Origin of the sequence: Comamonas sp. GB3 AK4-5 (genome assembly GCF_041320665.1) — a bacterium.
Lineage (GTDB): Bacteria > Pseudomonadota > Gammaproteobacteria > Burkholderiales > Burkholderiaceae_C > Comamonas.
This window is the reverse complement of sequence record NZ_CP166730.1, coordinates 852,763-873,534: the sequence shown is the minus strand read 5'-3', so window position 1 is coordinate 873,534 and position 20,772 is coordinate 852,763. Positions and strand designations below refer to the sequence as shown.

The following is a 20,772-nucleotide window of genomic DNA, read 5'->3' as shown; positions in this document are numbered from 1 at the left end:
TACGAAAAAACCCGCAGGCCTTGCGGGCTGCGGGTTTTGGACTGTGGCGGGCAGCAGCGCGGGGCCGCTGCCGTCACGGCGGGTATTACATACCCATGCCGCCCATGCCACCCATACCGCCCATGTCGGGCATGGCTGCAGCGCCTTCAGCCTTGGGGCTTTCGGCAATCATGCACTCGGTGGTCAGCAGCAGCGAAGCCACGGAAGCGGCGTTTTGCAGGGCCGTACGGGTCACCTTGGTGGGGTCCAGAATGCCCATTTCCAGCATGTCGCCATAGCTGTCGTTGGCAGCGTTGAAGCCGTAGTTGCCCTTGCCATTCAGCACGGCATTCACCACCACCGAAGGCTCGCCACCGGCGTTGGCCACGATTTCACGCAGAGGGGCTTCGATGGCCTTCAGGATCAGCTTGATGCCAGCGTCTTGCTCGGCATTGCCGGTCTTGAGCTCGCCCACGGCTTGCTTGGCGCGCAGCAGGGCCACGCCACCACCGGCCACAATGCCTTCTTCCACAGCAGCGCGGGTAGCGTGCAGGGCGTCTTCCACGCGGGCCTTCTTTTCCTTCATCTCGACTTCGGTGGCAGCGCCAACCTTGATCACGGCCACGCCGCCGGCCAGCTTGGCCACGCGCTCTTGCAGCTTTTCGCGGTCGTAGTCGGAAGTGGCTTCTTCGATCTGGATGCGGATTTGCTTGACGCGGGCTTCGATTTCGTCAGCCTTGCCAGCACCGTCGATGATGGTGGTGTTTTCCTTGCCGATTTCGACGCGGGCAGCTTGGCCCAGGTCTTCCAGCGTGACCTTGTCCAGTGCCAGGCCCACTTCTTCAGCGATGACCTTGCCGCCAGTCAGGATGGCGATGTCTTCCAGCATGGCCTTGCGGCGGTCGCCGAAGCCAGGAGCCTTCACAGCCACAACCTTCAGGATGCCGCGGATGGTGTTGACCACCAGGGTCGCCAGGGCTTCGCCTTCGACGTCTTCTGCAATGATCAGCAGAGGACGGCCGGCCTTGGCCACGGCTTCCAGCGTGGGCAGCAGGTCGCGGATGTTGCTGATCTTCTTGTCGAACAACAGCACGAAGGGGTTGTCCAGCAGGGCAACTTGCTTTTCGGGGTTGTTGATGAAGTAGGGCGACAGGTAGCCGCGGTCGAACTGCATGCCTTCAACGACGTCGAGTTCGTTGGCCAGCGACTTGCCTTCTTCCACGGTGATCACGCCTTCCTTGCCGACCTTGTCCATGGCTTCGGCAATGATGCTGCCCACGGATTCATCGGAGTTGGCGGAGATCGAACCGACTTGGGCGATTTCCTTGGAAGTGGTGGTGGCCTTGGATTGCTTCTTCAGCTCTTCCACCAGAGCGGCGACAGCCTTGTCGATGCCGCGCTTCAGGTCCATGGGGTTCAGGCCGGCGGCCACGTACTTGGTGCCTTCGTGCACGATGGCCTGGGCCAGCACGGTAGCGGTCGTGGTGCCGTCACCAGCGATGTCGTTGGTCTTGGAAGCCACTTCCTTCACGAGCTGGGCGCCCATGTTCTGCAGCTTGTCCTTGAGTTCGATTTCCTTGGCCACGGACACACCGTCCTTGGTCACGGTGGGGGCGCCGAACGAGCGATCCAGCACCACGTTGCGACCCTTGGGGCCGAGGGTGACCTTGACCGCGTTGGCCAGGATGTTCACGCCTTCCACCATGCGGGCACGGGCTTCACCACCGAAAACTACGTCTTTTGCTGCCATGTTTGGCTCCTAAATCTGGTTCAAAACAGCTTGTAGCGCATATGTAGTAAGCACTAGAAGCTATGAATTTGAGAGTTATCCGAGATACGCGAAATGCTTGTCGGAAAAGAAAGCGTCGCGAGCGGGTGTCAGGCTAGGCGCAGCGCGCACAGGAACCGGAACGTACTGTGGTACGTGAGGATTCCGAGCACGGTGCAACAACGCCTGGCGCTCGCGCAGCAGCTTTATTTTTCGACAACGGCGAACAGGTCGTCTTCCTTCATCACCAGCAACTCATCGCCATCGACCTTCACGGTCTGGCCCGAGTACTTGCCGAACAACACGCGGTCGCCGACCTTCACGTTCAGAGCAATCTGCTCGCCCTTGTCGTTGCGCTTGCCGGGACCCACAGCCAGCACTTCGCCTTGGTCAGGCTTCTCGGCGGCGTTGTCAGGGATATAAATGCCCGAAGCGGTCTTGGTTTCGTTCTCAAGACGCTTGACGATCACGCGGTCGTGCAGAGGACGCAGATTCATTCATTTCTCCTAGATATCAACACAGTGGTTATGTCCGTTCCGCCCCGTACCAAGACAGAGCGGATGAGCTGAGGGAGGCTTGTTAGCACTCAACCCCTACGAGTGCTAATAATAAGGGATAAAACGGCACTTTCAAGAGGCGGGGAATTCCAGAGCTGCTACGGAAAGTCACGGCAGTTTCGTTTTTTCCGCGGGCAGGGCCGACCAGGCCCCCGCCAGAGTGACACCGGGTGCTATCGCCCCGGCTCGATGGAGGCACCCAAGCGAGAAGGCTGCATTCAAGCGCAGCGCAGACAAAGCTCTGGGCTTTACATCACGATTCCCTCATCCCAGGCACCTGAACGAACCTTTCTCGACCCGCTTTTCATCATGGTAATAGCAATCATTTTTATTGACCGACGGTCGGTCGGTGAATATGATGCGACTCTCTTTTTGAAAACACTTCATGCACCAGAGCCGCAATGCATCGCTACGCCCGTCTTTCTCATCACACACCGCCGGTTAACCGCTCGCCTCGATACAGCGCCATCGCGACCCTGCTCATGTTGCTTGGGTCTGCACAAGTGCATGCCGCAGACGACACAGCCGCCCACAGCACGGCGGCAGGCGCGCCCTCCGCACTCCCAACCGTCACAGTGACCGGAGGGTCGTCCGCAGACCAGGACAATGGAGCCGTGCATGGCTATGTGGCCGAGCAGTCCACCGCGGGTAGCAAGACCGACACGCCTATTCTGGAAACACCGCAGTCGATCTCGGTGGTGACGCGCGAGCAGATGGAAGTGCTGCAGCCGCTGACCAGCAGCGAAGCACTGCGCTACACGGGTGGCGCCGTCAGTGAGAAATACGGCGGCTTTGGCGGCCAGCTGGATCTGACGCGCATCCGCGGCTTCGATGCCGATTACTACCTGGATGGGCTGCGCATCATCAGCAATGTCTCGACATGGACGCCGCAGATTGATCCCTATTCACTGGAGCGCATCGAGGTGTTGCGAGGCCCATCTGCAGCGCTTTATGGCCAAGGCACAGGCGGTGGCATCGTGAACCAGGTCAGCCGCCGCCCGCAGGCCGAGGCCTCGAACGAGGTGGTGATGCAGCTCGGCAATTTCGGGCGCCGCATGGTCGGCATAGATACCACCGGCCCAGCCAATGCCGACGGTACCTTGCTCTACCGCTTCACTGCGACAGGCCTGGACTCTGAAGGGCAGGTCGAGGACGTAAGGCACAAGCGCATCTACCTCGCACCGGCGCTGACCTGGCGCCCGAACGCGGCAACGTCCTGGACGCTGCTGGCCACCCACTCACGCGAGCCCGAAATCCCGGACTACAACAGCCTGCCCGCTGCAGCCGTGGGCCTGGACAACAGCCCTTTCCCGAAAATCAACCTCCGGCGCAATTACACCGACATGGGTTTTCAGGATTCGAGCCGCAAGCAGAACTCGATCAGCTCGCTGTTCGAGCACCAGTTCGGCAATGGCTGGAAGTTCACCAGCAATTCCCGCTACATGTACATCAACTCGGACATCCAGCGCACATCCATTTATGCGTACGAGAACCGTGGCGGGCATTTGTGGCTGCAGGGCACCTATGGGCTGGCGCCGGCCAGCTCCAATACCTTCGCCACGGACAACCACGTCACCAAGAGCATCGACCTGGGCAGCACCCGCCACACCTTGCTGGCGGGCATGGATTACGCAAGAGGCTCCATGCGCAGCGATTCCTATCGCATGGACCCGGTGGCCTTTGACCCCTATGACCCGACCAATTACCGCCCCATTGCGGTGCCGGACTTCAGCAGCAGCATGGCCACGACGCCGTACAACGTGCGCCAGCAGTTCGACCGTATCGGCATTTATGCCCAGGATCAGATGGCCTATGAGCGCTGGCGCCTGACCCTCAATGCCCGCCACGACTGGTCCAAGACCGACGACCAGTCCCGCAGCTACTCGCCCAAGTGGAACTACAGCCAGCAAAAAGACAATAAGTGGAGTGGCCGCGTGGGGCTGAACTATGTGTTTGACAACGGCGTGGCGCCCTACCTGAGTTACGCCACCTCGTTCGACCCCGTGCTGGGCAACGACTTCCATGGCCGAGCCTTTGCGCCCACCGAGACCAAGCAGTACGAAGCCGGTGTGAAATACCACCCGGCCGGCTCCAAGACCTTGCTCTCGGCAGCCGTGTTCCAGATCAACCAGACCAACGTCAAGACGGCGGATACGCGCAATCTGGGCTTTTGGACACAGTCCGGCGAAGTGCGCTCACGCGGGCTGGATCTGCAGGCCAGTGCGGAAATCGTCCGCAATCTGAACTTGCTGGCGAGCTATTCCTATCTCGAGAATGTGCTGGTCAGCGATGCCAACTACCAGGGGAAAAGCCAGGCCCAGACACCCAGAAACAGCGGCTCCTTATGGCTGGACTACCGCATTGCATCGGGCTGGCTGAGCGGCCTGCGCGTGGGTGCCGGCGCCCGCTACCTGGGCAGCAGCTTCGGCAACCCGATGAACACCTTCACCGTGCCCTCGGCCACGCTCGTTGATCTGGCCCTGAGCTACGACCTGGGACGCCTCAGCCGTGACCTCCATGGCGCATCGCTTGCCGTCAATGTCAGCAATCTGGGCAACAAACAGTACATCGCCAGCTGCGGCTCGCAGTCGTCCTGCTTCATCGGACAAGACCGCACGATCACGGCCACCGCCAGGTTCCGCTGGTGATGCCGGGCACCCGCAATCTCCGCAGGGTGCTGCTGCAAGGCGCATGGGCTGCGGGGCTGACCACTCTGGCCGGCGTTGCGCCTGCGCACGCTGGCGAACAGATAGCCAGCGTGACCGACATCACCGGCAGGGTGTTGAAGCTCCGCACGCCCGCACGGCGTGTGGTGCTGGGCGACGGGCCACTCGCGTATGTGGTGGCACTGCTTGGCAACAGCGATCCCTTCGGCTCCGTGGTGGGCTGGGGGGACAACTTCCGCTCTGCCGACCTGGGCGGCTATATGGCGTATCGCCAGAAATTCCCCGCCATCGACCGCATACCAACCTTTCGGGGCTCGACCGTGGGTGCCATCGATATCGAGCTGGCGATTTCGTTGGAGCCCGATGTGGTGGTCCTCAATCTGAGCTCCAGGTCGGCAGCGGAGTCCTCCGGTCTGCTGGTGCGACTGTCGCAGGTGGGCGTTCCGGTGGTCTTCGTCGACTTCCGCACCCGCATGTTCGAGAACACCACGCGCAGCATCGAAATCATGGGGCAGATCATGGGTCGCCCGGACCGGGCCGCGGACTTTTTGCGCTTTCGGCATGCACAAACGCTGCGCGTCACACAGCGGCTGCAAAACCTGGGGCACAGGCCCCTGGTGATGCTGGAAAGAGCGGCCGGGCTTTATGACGATTGCTGTCTTTCCTATGGGAATGGGAATTTCGGTGAGCTCGTGGCCGCAGCAGGTGGAACCAACCTGGGTAGCCAGGTGCTGCACGGGACCTTCGGCACGCTGCATCCCGAGCAAGTGATTGCAGCCGACCCGGATGTGATCTTGGTCACCGGCGCCAACTGGAAGCTGTATTCGCCCGTGGGCGACTGGGTGGATCTGGGCCCCGGCTCTGACCCCGCCGCAGGCCTGGCCAGCCTGCGGCGCCTGATGAACAGACCGGCCTATCGCTCGCTGCGCGCCGTGAAAGCAGGGCGGATCCACGCCATCTGGCATCCGTTTTACGACAACCCCTATTACTTCATCGCGCTGCAGCAGATTGCCAAGTGGCTGCATCCCGATCTTTTTCACGATCTGGATCCGGACGCCACCTTCCGCGAACTGCACCAGCGCTTTCTCCCCATCCCCTACCAACCCGGCTATTGGCTCAGTCTGAACCCATCCACATGACCTCGACTTCTTCGCATGCCGACCCCTCGATGCTCGAGAACGGCCGGCATTTCTATCAGCGGCTTTCGCGCAAACGCAGCCTCATGCTGTGGGTGATGGCGCTACTCACCATCGCCTGTTTTGTGCTTGACCTGTCACTGGGCCAAGCCTTGTACGCACCAGACCAGATATTGCGCGCGCTTTGGGACAGCAACGCGGCACCCGCCATTCACGTCATCCTGTGGGATATCCGGCTCCCCGTGGCACTTTCGGCTCTGGTGGTCGGCGCCAGCCTGGCGATTGCAGGCGTGCAAATGCAGACGGTGCTGAACAACCCGCTGGCCAGCCCTTTCACCTTGGGCCTTTCCGCAGCCGCAAGCTTTGGCGCAGCCATAGGGCTGGTGCTGGGCGTGAGCATTCTGCCTGCGGCGGCCGTGGCTTTTGCCATTCCTGCCAACGCCTTTCTGGTGTCCATGGCTGCAGCGCTTTTCATTCACCGCATGAGCCGGCGCCGCGGCATCAGCACCGAAATGATTGTGCTGCTGGGAACCACCCTGGTCTTTACCTTTGGCGCATTGCTGGAGGCCCTGCAATATGTGGCGCCGGACCAGGCGCTGTCTGCCGTGGTCTTCTGGACCATGGGCAGCCTCTCACGCAGCAACTGGCTCAAGCTCGGCATCATGAGTACCGTCCTTGTGGTGGTATGGATGGCTTTCGCCAAACAGGCATGGGCCATGACCGCTTTGCGCCTGGGAGAAGCCCGCGCCAGCAGCCTGGGCGTTCCCGTCGACCGCCTGCGCCTGCGTGGCATTTTGCTGGGGAGTCTGCTGGCATCCGTGTGCGTGTCCTTTGTGGGCACCATAGGCTTTGTCGGTTTGGTGGGGCCCCATGTCGCGCGCATGCTGATAGGGGAGGATCAGCGCTATCTGCTCCCGGCCTCTGCCCTGTGCGGGGCGGCCATGCTGTCGGCCGCTTCCGTGCTGAGCAAATCCCTGTTGCCCGGGCAAACGCTGCCGATCGGGATCGTCACCTCGCTGGTGGGCGTGCCTTTGTTCTTCATCTTGATTCTCAGGACACGCACACGATGAAAGACATGCTTGATGTAGCCGGTGTGTCTGTGTCCTTCAGCGCCCGCAAGGTCCTCAGCGACATCACCTTTGGCCCGCTGCGCGCAGGCACTGTCACCGCCCTGTTGGGTTCCAATGCGGCCGGAAAATCCACCCTGTTGCGGTGCCTGGCGGGCGAGCTGCAAGGCAGTGGTGTGGTGCGTGTGAGCGGACAGCCCCTGGCGCACTGGCCTGCCCACCATCCCAACCGGCCGGCACATGTGCCGCAGGATTACTCGATGCGCTCATCGCTGCGCGTTTTTGAGGCTGTCTTGCTGGCAGGCAAACAGGCGGCAGGAGGCTGGTCGGTATCCGACAACGAGCTCGATGCCGTGACCCAGATTCTGACGACCCTGCAGATCGATGGATTGGCAGACCGTGAGTTGAGCGCCCTCAGCGGAGGGCAGCGCCAGTTGGTTTCCATTGCGCAAGCACTGGTGCGCCAGCCCCGCGTCTTGCTGCTTGACGAGCCCACCAGCGCGCTGGATCTGCAGCGCAAGTTCGAGGTGCTGGAGCTGCTGAGAAGCTTGGCCCGACGAGATGCCATGTGCGTCGTGATGGCCATCCATGACATAGACCACGCCTTGCGTTTTGCGGACCAGGTCGTGGTGCTGCACAACGGCTCCGTGCTTGCCAGTGGAGCGCCGGCCCAGGTCCTCACGCCACAGCTGCTGGCCCGCGTCTATGGCGTACAGGCTCGCGTGGAGCAATGCTCCCAGGGCCTGTGGCATGTGATGGTGGATCAATCGCTGCGCCACAACGCCGCATGGACACAGACAACATCAGAGGAGCAGCCATGCTGACCATCATTGCCAAAGATGCCTTGCGCACACGCATAGAAAAAGCCTCGGGCGGCAAACAAACCGTGCTCTACACCGCCAAGGGCCAGCCCAGCCATATGAACATCGTGCCTGGCTGGCGGCTCGAAGACATCGCCCCGGAACTGGGCCAGGGGCTGCACCCGGCCTTCATCGTCGACGGCCACGGCAAGCGCGAGTTCTTCTACGGGACCTATGCCGGAACACTGAGCGATGGAGAGTTGCTGAGCCTGCCGGATGTCCCTCCAGCTTGCCGCTTCGATTTCGACATGGCCTGGCAGGCAGCGCGTGCCTGTGGCCAGGGCTGGCACTTGAGCACCAACGCCGAGCGCGCAGCGCTGATGCTGTGGAGCCACGCGCAAGGCTATGCATCACACGGCAACACCCAGTTCGGCCAAGACGCGCAAGCGCCTGGTGAGAAGGGCGTTCGTATCGATGGCGGGCCTTGCGGCCTGGACGGTGGCGAACCGGCCGTGCTGACCGGTTCCGGCCCGCACAGCTGGCGCCATGACCATTCGCCGCACGGCATTGCAGACCTGACCGGGAATCTCTGGGAATGGCAGGCCGGCCTGCGCCTTGTGGACGGCGAGGTGCAAGTGATACCGGACAACAACGTAGCGCATGCCAGCGCGTCGACAGACTCAAGCCACTGGAAGGCCATCCGCCTCAGCGATGGCACGCTGGTGGAACCTGGCACCGTGGGCACCGCCAAGCTCGATGCGCCCACGGACCGCCAGGACGGCAATGCAGGACTTCCCATCTGGACGGACAAAATCGGGAACCGCAATGGCATGGCAGGCAGCAATGCCAACAGCCCCGGCCTGCTGGACGCTGCTTTTGATGCCATGCGTGCCAACGCATTTGGCGCTTTTCAGCGCCTGGCCATGCTGGGCCTGGCGCCCCATGCCCATACCGGGAGCGCCGAGCAGGTGTATCTGCGCAACTATGGCGAGCGCATTTTTCTCAGCGGCGGCGCCTGGTATTCGGGCGCTATGGCGGGGCAACGAACGCTATGTCTCAGCCATCCCCGTGGGCATGCGAGCACCTCGGTTGGTGCGCGCCCGGCCTTCATCCGCTGACAAAAGTCCATTCACGGCCTGAGAGAGCAGAGAGAGGCGTGGAAGAGGCGTGGACTTATGCAGCAGCCTTCTTTGCCGGGTTCAGCATCTGAAGACATGCTTCGGAGACGCTGTGGGCAAAGGGCTTGATGTTCTTCGTTCGGGCGGCAATGACATCGTCGGTCGCGCCGTGCACACCCGAATAGATCAGCAAGGCGACGACCCTGGGAGCGGGCGGCGACCAGACACCAGCCCGGCAACCACCGTCAATGATTTCCAGCAACTGGTCCAGGATGGCATTCTTGGCCTGGTTGGAACGATCGTGATGGTGGTGGTTGGTGTAGACAATGTCATGGATCTGGTAGGTCTTCACATAGGTTTCGACATTGGCATACACCCAGACCTGCAACCGCCCCACCCAGTCATCGGCCGCGCAAGCGGACATGGCACGCTCCAGACTGCTCATGAAGCGCTCTGTATAGCGCTTGCCTAGGGCTTCCAGCAGGTCGGTCTTGGCAGAAAAGTAGTGGTAGAAGGTGCCTTTGGCGACCTGGGCCGACTCGACGATGTCGCTGATCGTCGTGGCCTCGACACCTTTTTCCAGGAAGAGCTTTTCGGCGGCGGCCATCAACTCGTCAAGACGCACTTCGGCCGGCTTCGTCCTGGGCCGACCCGGGCGCTTGGCTGTGGAGTCCTTTGCAGGTGTTTTTTCTTTCATCGCGTCAACTTATCTGGGTAGGAGCAAGCAAAAGCCAGTCTAAAGGAATGGCTACCGCAAAATCTGAAGTGATATTTTTTTACACCAATTATTGACCGACGGTCAGTCAATAATTAGGATAAGGCATGCCTTCCACTCCAACCACCTCATTCACCGCAGCAGACCATCAGGCCTCCCGCCGCCGCTGTGCCGTCGCTGCCGCCTACCTGGGCACCTTTCTCGCCACCCTCGACATCAGCATTGTCAACGTCGCACTGCCCACGCTGCAAGAAGCCTTGCACACCGACATCGCTGGACTGCAATGGGTTGTCAATGCCTACGCCATCTGCCTTTCGGCTTTCATGCTCTCTGCGGGACCTCTCGCGGATCGCTACGGTCACAAGCGTGCCTGGATGTGCGGCATCGTCCTGTTCACCCTTGGATCCGCTCTTTGCGCCATGGCCTCCTCGCTGAACCCGCTGCTGGCGGGCCGGGCACTTCAAGGGCTCGCAGGTGCGCTGGTCATACCGGGGGCCCTGCCCATCCTCGTGCATGCCTACCCTGATCCCAAGCAGCGGGCACATGTCATCGGCGGCTGGTCCGCCTTCAGTGCATTGGCACTGGTGCTGGGGCCGCTACTCGGTGGGCTGCTGCTGCATTTCTGGACATGGCACAGCATATTTCTCATCAACCTGCCCTTGGGCATTCTGGCTGTGGCGCTGGGTTTATGGGGCATCCCGGAGCGCCGCCATCCTGACGATGCCGCACTGGACCCTGCCGGGCAGTTGCTGAGCGTGCTCTGCCTTGGTGCTTTGACATATGGGCTGATCGAGGCGGGTGAATCCAGCTTCACGGCCACACGCCCCATGACTGCGCTGGGGCTGGCATTGCTGCTCTCCATGCTGTTCGTTGCCGTCGAATTGAAGGTCGAGCGGCCGCTTGTGCCTCTGCAAATGTTTAGGCAGTCCGGGTTTGCGTTGACGAACTTTGCATCCTTCGCACTCGGCTTCTCCTACTACAGCAGCTTGTTCTTCTTCTCGATCTTTCTGCAGCGCGTTCAAGGCTGGTCCCCCGTCGAAACCGGCTGGCGCATGATGCCGCTCTTTGTGGTCACAGGCCTCGCCTCTGTACTCTTCGGCAGGCTGAGCGCACGATTTTCTCTACATCGGCTCATGGTGGCCGGCTATGCCCTCACCACACTCTCCATGGCCACCATGGCGCTTTTCACGACCTCCACACCGTATGCCGTTGTCGGAGCCCTTTTTGTACTGATGGGACTGGGGGTTGGCCTGGCCGTCCCGGCCACGGGGGTGGCGGTCATGGAGAGTGCGCCGCCAACGCGCGCAGGTATGGTCTCGGCAATGCTCAACGCTTTGCGTCAAATGGGTATGACGGTGGGCATCGCTCTGCTGGGAGCACTGATGACCCACAGAGCCATCCAGGCAATGGTGGGTTCTTCGGAGCTGCAAGGTGTTGAAGGCGCGGCAGATTTGGCAAGCCAGGCGATCACTCACCATGTGGTGCCAGGGCAGTTGTCGGCTTTGTACGCCACATCTATCGGCAGCGGCTTCCAGATTGCGATGCTGGTCGCAGCCTTGGTCTGCGGGGTCGCAACAGCATTGTTGCTATCGATGAAACGCACGAGCTGATGGCTACCCGCATCCTAGGCAAACCATAGCGCCACCGCTTGCTACTGTAGCCACCTTGCTGCGCGCTCCAGGTCATGGGCGCCTTCAATCCAATATATGGTGTTGGCGCCCATACCGTGCTCTTTCATGCACTCACCACGTGGCTCCCGACACTACAGGCCCTGGAGGCAATGGGAAATGGGGCAGGTGATGGACAAGCCCTGGTCCGCACGCTTTACTTGCTACTTGGTCACGCAACCCAAGGCCATGTACCAGCCAGAAATCAAGGCCTCATGGGCTGGGTCAAAGAAGAGGCCGGGCAGGCATGAGTCGTTCTGGTGCAGGCCAGCCCGGAAGCTCCATCACGCACCAAAGCACAGCAAAGCGCCTGGCTTATGCAGAGGCACCCACCACTTCTTCCGGCAGCAGCCGATGCAGCAACGCGGCGGTAGAGGCATCGACCCCTGTCCAGTCATTGCGTGCCATACGTGCCTGCAAATCCTGGGCCAGCAATTTGCCCAGCTCCACACCCCACTGGTCAAAGCTGTTGATGCCCCAGATCACGCCCGAGCAGAAAACCCGGTGCTCATACAGGGCCACCAGCGCCCCAAATGCAGCAGGGTCCAGCCGTTCCAGCAACAGAAAACTGCTGGGCCGGTTGCCTGGACAGAACTGCTCGGGCCGACCGTCATACCGTCCCATCAGCAAGGCCTGGGCCTGGGCCACGGCATTGATTACCAGACTGCGGTGGTGGGCCCCCAGATGCTTGCCGCCGTCGCGCAGGGCAATGAACTCCACCGGCACCACATCCTGGCCCTGGTGCAGCATCTGGAAGAAGGCATGCTGGCCATTGGTGCCCGGCTCTCCCCACACCACGGCCGAAGTCTGTACGCCAAGCAGCTGACCTTCTCGGTCCACGCCTTTGCCATTGCTTTCCATTTCCAGTTGCTGCAAATAGGCCGGTAGGCGGCGCAGCCCATGGCTGTAGGCCGCCATGCAGCGACTGCCATAGCCCATGAAGTTGCGGTACCAGACATCCAGCAATGCCAGGCGCACAGGCAGATTGCGCTCCAATGGGGTCTGCACAAAGTGGGCGTCCATGGCGTGCGCGCCCGCCAGCATCTCGCGAAAGCGCTCGGCCCCCACGGCAATGGCCACTGGCAAGCCAATGGCCGACCACAATGAATAACGCCCCCCCACCCAATCCCAGAAAGGCAAGCTGGTGCGAATGCCGAATTCCGCCGCAGCCACGACATTGGTGGTCAGCGCCACGAAATGCCGCGCCAGCGCCTCGGCCTGCACCGCAGGAGTCACCGCTTGCAGCTGTGCCACAAACCATTCCCGTGCCGAGCGGGCATTGAGCATGGTCTCCGCCGTGGTGAAGGACTTGGACGCGATGATGAACAAGGTGTGCTGTGGGTCCACCCTGTCCAGCACATGGCCCAGTTCATGGCCATCCACGTTCGAGACAAAGTGAAAGCGTTTGCCAGGCGTAACCCAGTCTTCCAGCGCATTGACCGCCACTTCCGGCCCCAGGTGAGAGCCTCCGATGCCGATGTTCACCACATCGGTGATGAATGCATCCGCTCGCACCTGCTCCGCCAATGCCAGCATGGCATCCAGCGTGTGGTGCACCAATTGCAAATCCTGCTGCAGACCGGCCTGAAGACCTTCCCCGCCTGCCGCCAGCGCACCGCCATCAGCGGGCATACGCAGCAGCCAGTGCATGGCGGCGCGGTGTTCTGTCGCATTGATAGGGTCGCCCGCAAACAATGCGCTGCGCCACTGCTCCAGCCGGCATTCCCGCGCCAAGGCCATCAGCCGGCGCTCCACCTCACCGTCCCAGGCATTCTTGGACAGGTCCGCAAACACATGGGGAGCTTGCTGGCTGAAATGGTCAAAGCGTTCACTATCGCTTGCGAAAGACTGGCGAATATCCCAATCGCTGGCTTGCCGCACGCGCAGCTGCGCAAGGGATTGCCACGCGGCGGTCTGGTTACATTGCATGCAAGATCAGAGAAAAATTTCAGCCCGCAGCCTGCATCAGCTGCTCCAGCTTGAGCGCATCGGCAATAAAGGCCCGGATACCTTCGGCCAGTTTTTCCGTAGCCATGGCATCGGCATTCAGTGCCAAGCGAAAAGCCGCCTCGTCATAGCGCACCGGCTCCAGCGCCAGTTGCAGCGCAGCCGTGGCATTCAGCGCGCACGGCACATCAGCGGCCGTGCTTTGCAGCTGTGCCAACAGTTCAGGGGCAATGGTCAGCAGGTCGCACCCGGCCAAGGCCGTGATCTGCCCGGTATTGCGAAAGCTCGCACCCATGACTTCGGTGGCAATGCCAAAGCGTTTGTAGTAGTCAAAAATGGCACGCACCGATTGCACGCCGGGGTCGTTGTCGCCAGCCATGGCCGCTTCGTCCCAGCTGGCACCGGCCTGCTTTTTGTACCAGTCATAAATCCGCCCCACAAAAGGCGATATCAGTTGCACCTTGGCCTCGCCACAGGCAATGGCCTGGCAGCGTGCAAACAGCAGCGTCAGGTTCGTGTGAATGCCTTCTGCCTCCAGCTGGCGCGCAGCCTGAATGCCCTCCCAGGTGGCAGCGATCTTGATCAACACCCGTGAGGTATCCACGCCCTGTGCCCGGTACAGCACCATGATGCTGCGCGCACGCGCCACCGTAGCTTGGGTGTCAAAGGAAAGACGGGCATCCACTTCGGTAGAAACACGCCCCGGCACCAAAGCGAGAATCTCGCAGCCAAAGCGCACGATCAGCCTGTCCATCTGCTGCGCCAGCGTTTCACCTTGGCTTTGGTGCAGCACTTCGGCCAGCAAAGGTGCATAGTCAGATTTTTGCACCGCCTTCAAGATCAATGATGGGTTGGTCGTGGCATCTTGCGGTTGGAATTGGGCAATTTGCTGAAAATCTCCCGTGTCTACAACCACGGTGGTCCATCGTTTAAGTGCCTCGAGCTGGTTCATACTTCGGTCCCTGAGTAAAAGCGCGCTGGCGACTTCCACACTGGCACACAGCCAAGGGAAATCGCCCACACGCTAAGTCTGTCGCGCGAATGGATGCATGGCCCATGCACCGGTCGTTGGAGCGTAAGTGTATGCGGCCGCACCCTCGCCGCTTTTTGAATCACACAAGTGTTTGCCATGCTAGACCGGATTGCTGCCTCCCTCCCTTCCCTGGCCCCCGCCGAGCAGCGTGTGGGTGAACTGGTACTGCAAGACCCTCTGACCTTTGCCCGCCTACCTGTACGAGAGTTGGCTGAGCGCTCCCATGTCAGCAAGCCCACCGTGGTGCGCTTTTGCCGCAGCATGGGCTATGACGGACTGGCGGATTTCAAGCTCAAGCTTGCTGGCCACGCCACTGAAGGCGTCCCCTTCATCCACCGCAGCGTGGATGCGGATGACAAGACGGCCGATGTACTGGTCAAGGTGATCGACAACTCGGTGGCCGCATTTTTGCAATACCGCAACGCAGCCTCCCCCCCCCACCTGGAACAAGCCATCACGGCCATATTGCACACATGGAAACAAGGCCGTCGCCTGGAGTTTTACGGCGCAGGCAACTCCGGCATCGTGGCCCAGGATGGGCAGCACAAGTTTTTCCGCCTGGGCATCACCAGCCTGTGCAGCAGCGATGGGCATATCCAGGTCATGAGTGCCACCATGCTGCATGCAGGCGACTGCGCCGTCATCATCTCCAACTCCGGCCATACCCGTGACCTGCTCGATGCGGCCGAAATTGCCAAGGCCAATGGCGCCACGGTGATCGCCATCACCGCCAGCCATTCACCACTGGCCCGCTTGAGCGACATCCACCTGGCAGCCGATCACCCGGAAGGCTATGACGTCTACAGCCCCATGGTCTCGCGCCTGCTGCATCTGCTGATCATCGATGTTTTGGCCACCAGCGTGGCCCTGCAAATGGGCCCCTTGCTGCAGGAACATTTGCCCAAGCTGCGCACCAATCTGCAATCCAAAAGACACAGCCCATAAAAAAACCGGCCAATGGCCGGTTTGAAGGAAAGCCAAAGCGCTTTAGAAACGGTGGCGCAGGCCCACGGTGATGCCTGTGCGGCTACGCGCCTGACTGTCTTTGTCAATTACCACGCCAGAGCCGCCGCTGACACGGGTGTTATCGACACCAAAATAAGCGTCGGTACGCTTGCTGAATGCATAGTCAGCCACTGCCACAATGAAGTTGGCTTTGCCATTGAAATTACCTAGTGCACTGCCCGATTGCTTGGCATGGAAATAATGTGCCCCCAGATTGAGCTGCGGCGTGATCTGGTAACCAAAACCTACCTTGATCATTTGCCGCTTGTTGGCATCACCCGGCTGGAAACCACCGCTGGTTTGACCCGACCACATGCTGCCCACAATCGCCAAATCGGTGGAATTACGGATGAGGCCAGCAATATCACCAGCGGCCGCCTTGTCCATCTTGATCTTGTTCAAGCCATAGCCCAAATTGAAATACAGCGGACCGGTGCGGTACGAACCACCCAGTGTCCAAGCATCCAAGTCCGAACCGCCTGGCAGCGATGTACGCAGATAGCCACCGCCCAACGAAATGCCGTTTTCAGAGTAGCGCAAGAAGCCGCCCACCTGCTTCAACGCACCAGCTGCCACGCCAGGGATATTCGCTGCGCCATAAGCGTTCACCGCCGTACCTACTGCCTGCGTCACATACTGTGTCGCCGCTGCACTAGCAGCCGCAGCAGCTCCTGCTGCGTTGCCCGCCGCAACAGCCGCGGCCGCGGCCGCATTCCCCGCAGCCACCGCGCCTGGCATTGCAGCCGTTTGCGCTGCACTGGCAGCACCCAAAGCACCGCGCTCCAGCGCATCTGTCTTATTACCCTCTGCAAACGAATACTGCAGCGTACCTACCCAGTTTCGTGAAGGCGTGGCCAGCGTGTATTTCAGCGAGTTGCTGGAACGCGCCCCAGCTGCCATGCCCAACTCGGGCTTGTAGGCATCCATATAAGGGGAATAGGGGAAGGATGCATAGGTGGAAGTCACCACATCAAACAGCACGTTCCACTGCCGACCCATGGTCAGCTTGCCATAAGGGCCTTGCAGGCCTACATAGGACAGCTGGAAGAAAGGCGCGGTCGCGTCCTTTTCACCGGTATCGGCATTGAAGCGGTGCTCCATGTGCGCCAAGGCCTTGCTACCACCGCCCAGATCTTCCTCGATGTTCAGGCCCCAACGGCTTTGCGACATGCCGCCGCCAATCATCTTGGTCAGCCCGTTTTTGCCGGCTCCCTCATTGTTGGTATGTCGTACAGCGGTATCCACAATGCCCCATAGCTCCACCTTGCTCTGCGCCTGTGCAAGCATGGCGCTGCCCAGACCCATGCAGGCAATGGCAACTCCCACTGCGGTCTTTGTATGCATCAGCTGTCTCCTTGTGAATGTAATTGACTGTGTGCAAATCCATTCTAGAAGCGCGCCTTACCAAAAATGCACCACCGTGCTTTTTTTCCACAGGCAAAAACCCTAGACAGCTCTCAACGAAAAAAACCAGCCCGAAGGCTGGTTTTTTGGTCTTGCTAATCCAAGCAGACTTACGCCTGCGTCAGATTAGAAGGAGTGGCGGATACCCACTTGGATAGCTTGCTGCTTGCCGCTATCCTTCAGCGTACCGCCCTTGTCGGAGTTCAGGTTGATACCCAGGTTCGCGCCGTCATTGTTCTTGTTCTTGATGAAGGCGTAAGTGCCATACACAGCCGTACGCTTGGACAGGTTGTGCACATAGCCCAGGGCAAACTGGTCAGCCTTCAGCTTGCCGTCAGCGCCAATAGCGTACTTGTTTTCGTAGTGGTTGTAGGAAGCCTTAACTTCACCAGCAGTGCCGACGGGAGCAGACAGACCCAGCATGAAGCCCTTGAACTTGTCCTTGTCACCAGCTTCGATCTTCGACTGGCTGTCCTTGTAAGCAGCAGCCAGCTTCACCACGCCCAGATTGTAGGAACCACCCAGGCTCCATGCAGTCACGTCACGACCACCAGCAATGATTTCAGTGCGGTTTTGGCGCTCCAGACCCAGACCCAAGCTCAGAGGGCCATTGTCATAAGTCAGACCAGCAGACAGATAACGGTTACCGCGGTTGGAACCAGTCTCTTCGCCAAAGCCATAGTTGGCAGCAGCCTTGAAGCCGCTGAAGTTAGGCGTGATGTAGGTGATCGCGTTGCTGACACGGTTGTTGGTCAGTTGCACACCAGTCAGACCACCAGCGTTCAGCTTGGAGCCATCGGCCCACATACGAGAATTGCCGATGCCCACGTTGCCGAACACGTCGTAGCGAGCCACGGCGTTATAGGCAGCGGTCAGTTCACGACCCAGGCGCACTTCACCGAAGCCACCTTCCAGGCCCACGGTCGAACGACGCTTGAAGTCGAGGCCGGAACCGCCATCATCAGCGCCCACAGCGCCTTCCAGCCAGAAGTTAGCCTTCAGGCCACCACCCAGGTCTTCCGTACCACGGAAGCCCAGACGGCTAGTAGCGTTGCCACCGGAGTTGATGCCGCTCCAATTTTGGCCACCGTTTGCATAGGTCACGGCCTCGTCGACCACGCCGAACAGGGTCACGGAGGATTGGGCCATTGCGGCGCCGGAAGCGGCCATCACAGCCAGGGCGATCAAAGATTTCTTCATTGCGAGTTACTCCAAGGTTTACAGAGGGCGCTGGTGCGGGAGTCGTCTTCTTACAGGACAACCTTTTCGTCATCCGCGCCAACCTCCTGGTGGGGAAGTTGGGTCTATTGCACCAGACCGATGGGGGATGCGCAAAGCAATTCACCTACGCAGCGGCTAAAAAGGGCGTTTTACGTTGCTTGAACGCAACAAATGTGAATGACGCCCTGTGAAGCCGCCTGCGACAGTCCGGCCTGCCATCCCCGTCCGTTCAGGCTTCCAGTACGTCAAAACTGGTGGTGATCTGCGCCGTCTTGCCCAGCATGATGCTGGCTGAGCAGTACTTCTCGTGGCTCATGGCAATGGCGCGCTCCACGGCAGCGGTGGGCAGGCCTTTGCCGGTCACGGTGAAATGCATCTGGATGGTGGTGAACACCTTGGGCTCCGTCTCGGCGCGCTCGGCGGACAGCTTGACGCTGCAGCCCCGCACATCGTGGCGCCCACGCTTGAGGATTAGCACCACGTCATAGGCGGTACAACCACCGGTGCCGGCCAGCAAGGCCTCCAAGGGGCGCGGTGCCAGGTTCTGGCCGCCGTTGGCGGGATTTTTTTCATCGGGGGCGCCATCCATGGCCAGAACATGGCCGCTGCCGGTCTCTGCCACAAAGCCCATGCCCGAGCGCGTGCCCGAGGCGCCAGTCCAACTGACGGTGCATTCCATATCTGTGTTCTCCTAACAACAAGTAAAGCCTAAGGCCTCAGGAAAAAGCCTGGGCACAAGGCGGTAAGTGGCGAGGCCGAAGGTTTCAGCCATTCCTGAAAATTCAGTATTTGTTGCGCCGCAACAGAAGCTGCATTACAATCTGTCCATGCGTTATCCGCTGCGGCGGATGGACAGCGCGAAGAAGCCTCGCTTCATCGCCCCCGCGCCGATTGTCTCCTCCACCTCCTCTAACGGTGGATTCAGCCCTCAGCCTTTCCGGCTGGGGGCTTTTTTTCGTTTGGGCTCCGCAGCGGCCCCGGTATGGGAAGCGCCGGATTCACACAGTATGTGAAACGCTCAACGCCATGGATAACTATGATGGTAGCCCTTGCGCGCCGCCCATCTGCTGTGCGCGCCGCAGCTGGCCACACACCCATGACGAAGACACCCCTTACCCCCGCCGACTATCTGACCCGCATCCTCAATGCCCGCGTTTATGACGTGGCCGTGGAGTCGGACCTGGATATTGCCAAAAACCTCAGCCGCCGCCTGCACAACAAGGTGCTCTTGAAGCGTGAGGATCAGCAGCCCGTGTTCAGCTTCAAGCTGCGCGGTGCCTATAACAAAATGGCCCATCTCACGGCCGAGCAGCTGCAAAAAGGCGTGATCTGCGCCAGCGCCGGCAACCACGCCCAGGGCGTGGCCATGAGCGCCAAAAAGCTGGGCTGCCGCGCCGTGATCGTCATGCCCACCACCACCCCCCAGGTCAAGGTGGATGCCGTAGCGGCTCTGGGCGGCGAGGTGGTGTTGGCCGGCGACAGCTATTCCGATGCCTACAAGCACTCCGTCAAGCTGCAAAAAGAACAGGGCCTGACCTTTGTCCATCCCTTTGACGACCCCTATGTGATTGCCGGCCAGGGCACGATTGCCATGGAGCTGCTGCGCCAGCTGCAAAAGCTGGGCAGCCAGCGCCTGGATGCGGTGTTTGTCGCCATTGGCGGCGGCGGACTGATCTCGGGCGTGGCCAACTACATCAAGGCCGTGCGCCCCGACATCAAGGTGATTGGCGTGCACACCAAGGATTCGGACGCCATGCTGCAATCCGTCACCGCCGGCCAACGCGTGGAACTGGCCGACGTGGGTCTGTTTGCCGACGGCACGGCCGTGAAGCTGGTGGGTGAAGAAACCTTCCGCATCGCCAAAGACCTGGTGGACGACTATGTGGTGGTGGACACCGACGCCGTGTGCGCCGCCATCAAGGATGTTTTTGTCGACACCCGCTCCATCGTCGAGCCCTCGGGCGCCCTGGCCGTGGCTGCCATCAAGCAGTACGTGGCCAAGCACAAGACCAAGGGTGAGACCTATGCCGCCATTCTGTGCGGCGCCAACATGAACTTTGACCGCCTGCGCTTTGTGGCCGAGCGCGCCGAGGTCGGCGAGGAACGCGAAGCCCTGTTTGCCGTGACCATTCCCGAAGAGCGCGGCAGCTTCAAGCATTTTTGCGAAGTGGTGGGCAAGCTGCCTGGCGGCCCGCGCAGCGTGACCGAGTTCAACTACCGCATCAGCCACGAAAACAAGGCCCATGTGTTTGTGGGCCTGACCACCCCAACCAAGGGCGAGTCGGAAAAAATCTGCAAGACCTTCCAGAAGAATGGCTTCGACGCCATCGACCTGACCTTTGACGAAATGGCCAAGGAACATTTGCGCCATATGGTGGGCGGCCATTCGCCGCTGGCCCAGGAAGAACGCTTGCTGCGCTTTGTCTTCCCCGAGCGCCCGGGCGCACTGTTCAAGTTCCTCAGCCTGATGGCGCCGACCTGGAACATCTCGCTGTTCCACTACCGCAACCAGGGCGCGGACTACGGCCGCATTCTGGTGGGCATGCAAGTGCCGGCCAAGGGCAGCAAAAAGTTCGAGAGCTTCCTCAAAAACCTGGGCTACCCCTGGGTGGAAGAGACCGACAACCCGGCTTACCAGCTGTTCCTGAAATAAATAACAGAGGCCTTTTAGAACGTGTTCGAAGTCTCC

16 protein-coding genes are annotated in these 20,772 nt (G+C 60.5%); 8 read left to right on the top strand and 8 right to left on the bottom strand.

Annotated features, from left to right (window positions below):
* Positions 1–85 precede the first annotated feature (85 nt).
* Together groL and groES are read right to left on the bottom strand one after the other, a co-directional pair.
* Entirely contained in the window at positions 86–1,729 is a 1,644-nt protein-coding gene (gene groL, locus ACA027_RS03760; protein ID WP_370681069.1) for a chaperonin GroEL, read from the bottom strand.
* A gap of 224 nt (positions 1,730–1,953) precedes the next feature.
* The gene (gene groES, locus ACA027_RS03755; RefSeq protein ID WP_099738785.1) at positions 1,954–2,244 is read right to left on the bottom strand and encodes a co-chaperone GroES; all 291 of its coding nucleotides are present in this window, start codon (positions 2,242–2,244) and stop codon (positions 1,954–1,956) included.
* Between the two features lie 674 nt (positions 2,245–2,918).
* Between groES and ACA027_RS03750 the strand changes: the two genes are divergently transcribed.
* The 5 genes from ACA027_RS03750 (at position 2,919) to ACA027_RS03730 (ending at position 9,091) form a co-directional block, all read left to right on the top strand.
* Positions 2,919–4,952, top strand: a complete 2,034-nt coding sequence (locus tag ACA027_RS03750) for a TonB-dependent siderophore receptor (protein ID WP_370681068.1) — start codon at positions 2,919–2,921, stop codon at positions 4,950–4,952.
* Between the two features lie 110 nt (positions 4,953–5,062).
* On the top strand, positions 5,063–6,109 hold the full coding sequence (locus ACA027_RS03745) for an ABC transporter substrate-binding protein (protein WP_370681067.1): 1,047 nt from the start codon (positions 5,063–5,065) through the stop codon (positions 6,107–6,109).
* Complete coding sequence (locus tag ACA027_RS03740; RefSeq protein ID WP_370681066.1) at positions 6,106–7,176, top strand: FecCD family ABC transporter permease; 1,071 nt, start codon at positions 6,106–6,108, stop codon at positions 7,174–7,176. The genes ACA027_RS03745 and ACA027_RS03740 overlap by 4 nt, the downstream gene beginning before the upstream one ends.
* Positions 7,173–7,997, top strand: a complete 825-nt coding sequence (locus tag ACA027_RS03735) for an ABC transporter ATP-binding protein (RefSeq protein ID WP_370681065.1) — start codon at positions 7,173–7,175, stop codon at positions 7,995–7,997. Before ACA027_RS03740 ends, ACA027_RS03735 begins: the two co-directional genes overlap by 4 nt.
* Entirely contained in the window at positions 7,991–9,091 is a 1,101-nt protein-coding gene (locus ACA027_RS03730; RefSeq protein ID WP_370681064.1) for a hypothetical protein, read from the top strand. The genes ACA027_RS03735 and ACA027_RS03730 overlap by 7 nt, the downstream gene beginning before the upstream one ends.
* Before the next feature lie 55 nt (positions 9,092–9,146).
* On the opposite strand, the gene ACA027_RS03725 is transcribed toward ACA027_RS03730, so the two are convergent.
* Positions 9,147–9,788, bottom strand: coding sequence for a TetR/AcrR family transcriptional regulator (locus ACA027_RS03725; RefSeq protein ID WP_370681063.1), 642 nt, complete (start codon positions 9,786–9,788; stop codon positions 9,147–9,149).
* Positions 9,789–9,913: 125 nt separating this feature from the next.
* Between ACA027_RS03725 and ACA027_RS03720 the strand changes: the two genes are divergently transcribed.
* Positions 9,914–11,416 carry an MFS transporter gene (locus ACA027_RS03720; protein WP_370681062.1) on the top strand — a complete coding sequence of 501 codons (1,503 nt, stop codon included), beginning with the start codon at positions 9,914–9,916 and terminating at the stop codon, positions 11,414–11,416.
* Between the two features lie 372 nt (positions 11,417–11,788).
* Here the strand turns inward: ACA027_RS03720 and pgi are convergent, their stop codons facing one another.
* The gene (gene pgi / locus ACA027_RS03715) at positions 11,789–13,402 is read right to left on the bottom strand and encodes a glucose-6-phosphate isomerase (RefSeq protein WP_370681061.1); all 1,614 of its coding nucleotides are present in this window, start codon (positions 13,400–13,402) and stop codon (positions 11,789–11,791) included.
* Between the two features lie 19 nt (positions 13,403–13,421).
* Entirely contained in the window at positions 13,422–14,372 is a 951-nt protein-coding gene (gene tal / locus ACA027_RS03710) for a transaldolase (RefSeq protein WP_370681060.1), read from the bottom strand.
* Between the two features lie 177 nt (positions 14,373–14,549).
* Between tal and ACA027_RS03705 the strand changes: the two genes are divergently transcribed.
* Positions 14,550–15,398, top strand: coding sequence for a MurR/RpiR family transcriptional regulator (locus ACA027_RS03705; protein ID WP_370681059.1), 849 nt, complete (start codon positions 14,550–14,552; stop codon positions 15,396–15,398).
* A 42-nt stretch (positions 15,399–15,440) separates the two neighbouring features.
* Here ACA027_RS03705 and ACA027_RS03700 read toward each other — a convergent pair whose 3' ends face one another.
* The 3 genes from ACA027_RS03700 to ACA027_RS03690 form a co-directional block, all read right to left on the bottom strand.
* The gene (locus ACA027_RS03700; protein WP_370681058.1) at positions 15,441–16,763 is read right to left on the bottom strand and encodes a porin; all 1,323 of its coding nucleotides are present in this window, start codon (positions 16,761–16,763) and stop codon (positions 15,441–15,443) included.
* 225 nt (positions 16,764–16,988) lie between these two features.
* Complete coding sequence (locus tag ACA027_RS03695; RefSeq protein ID WP_370681057.1) at positions 16,989–18,062, bottom strand: porin; 1,074 nt, start codon at positions 18,060–18,062, stop codon at positions 16,989–16,991.
* Between the two features lie 250 nt (positions 18,063–18,312).
* Complete coding sequence (locus tag ACA027_RS03690) at positions 18,313–18,762, bottom strand: OsmC family protein (protein WP_370681056.1); 450 nt, start codon at positions 18,760–18,762, stop codon at positions 18,313–18,315.
* A gap of 417 nt (positions 18,763–19,179) precedes the next feature.
* Here ACA027_RS03690 and ilvA point away from each other — a divergent pair, with 417 nt between their 5' ends.
* Positions 19,180–20,736, top strand: a complete 1,557-nt coding sequence (ilvA, locus tag ACA027_RS03685) for a threonine ammonia-lyase, biosynthetic (protein ID WP_370681055.1) — start codon at positions 19,180–19,182, stop codon at positions 20,734–20,736.
* The last annotated feature ends 36 nt before the right edge of the window (positions 20,737–20,772 follow it).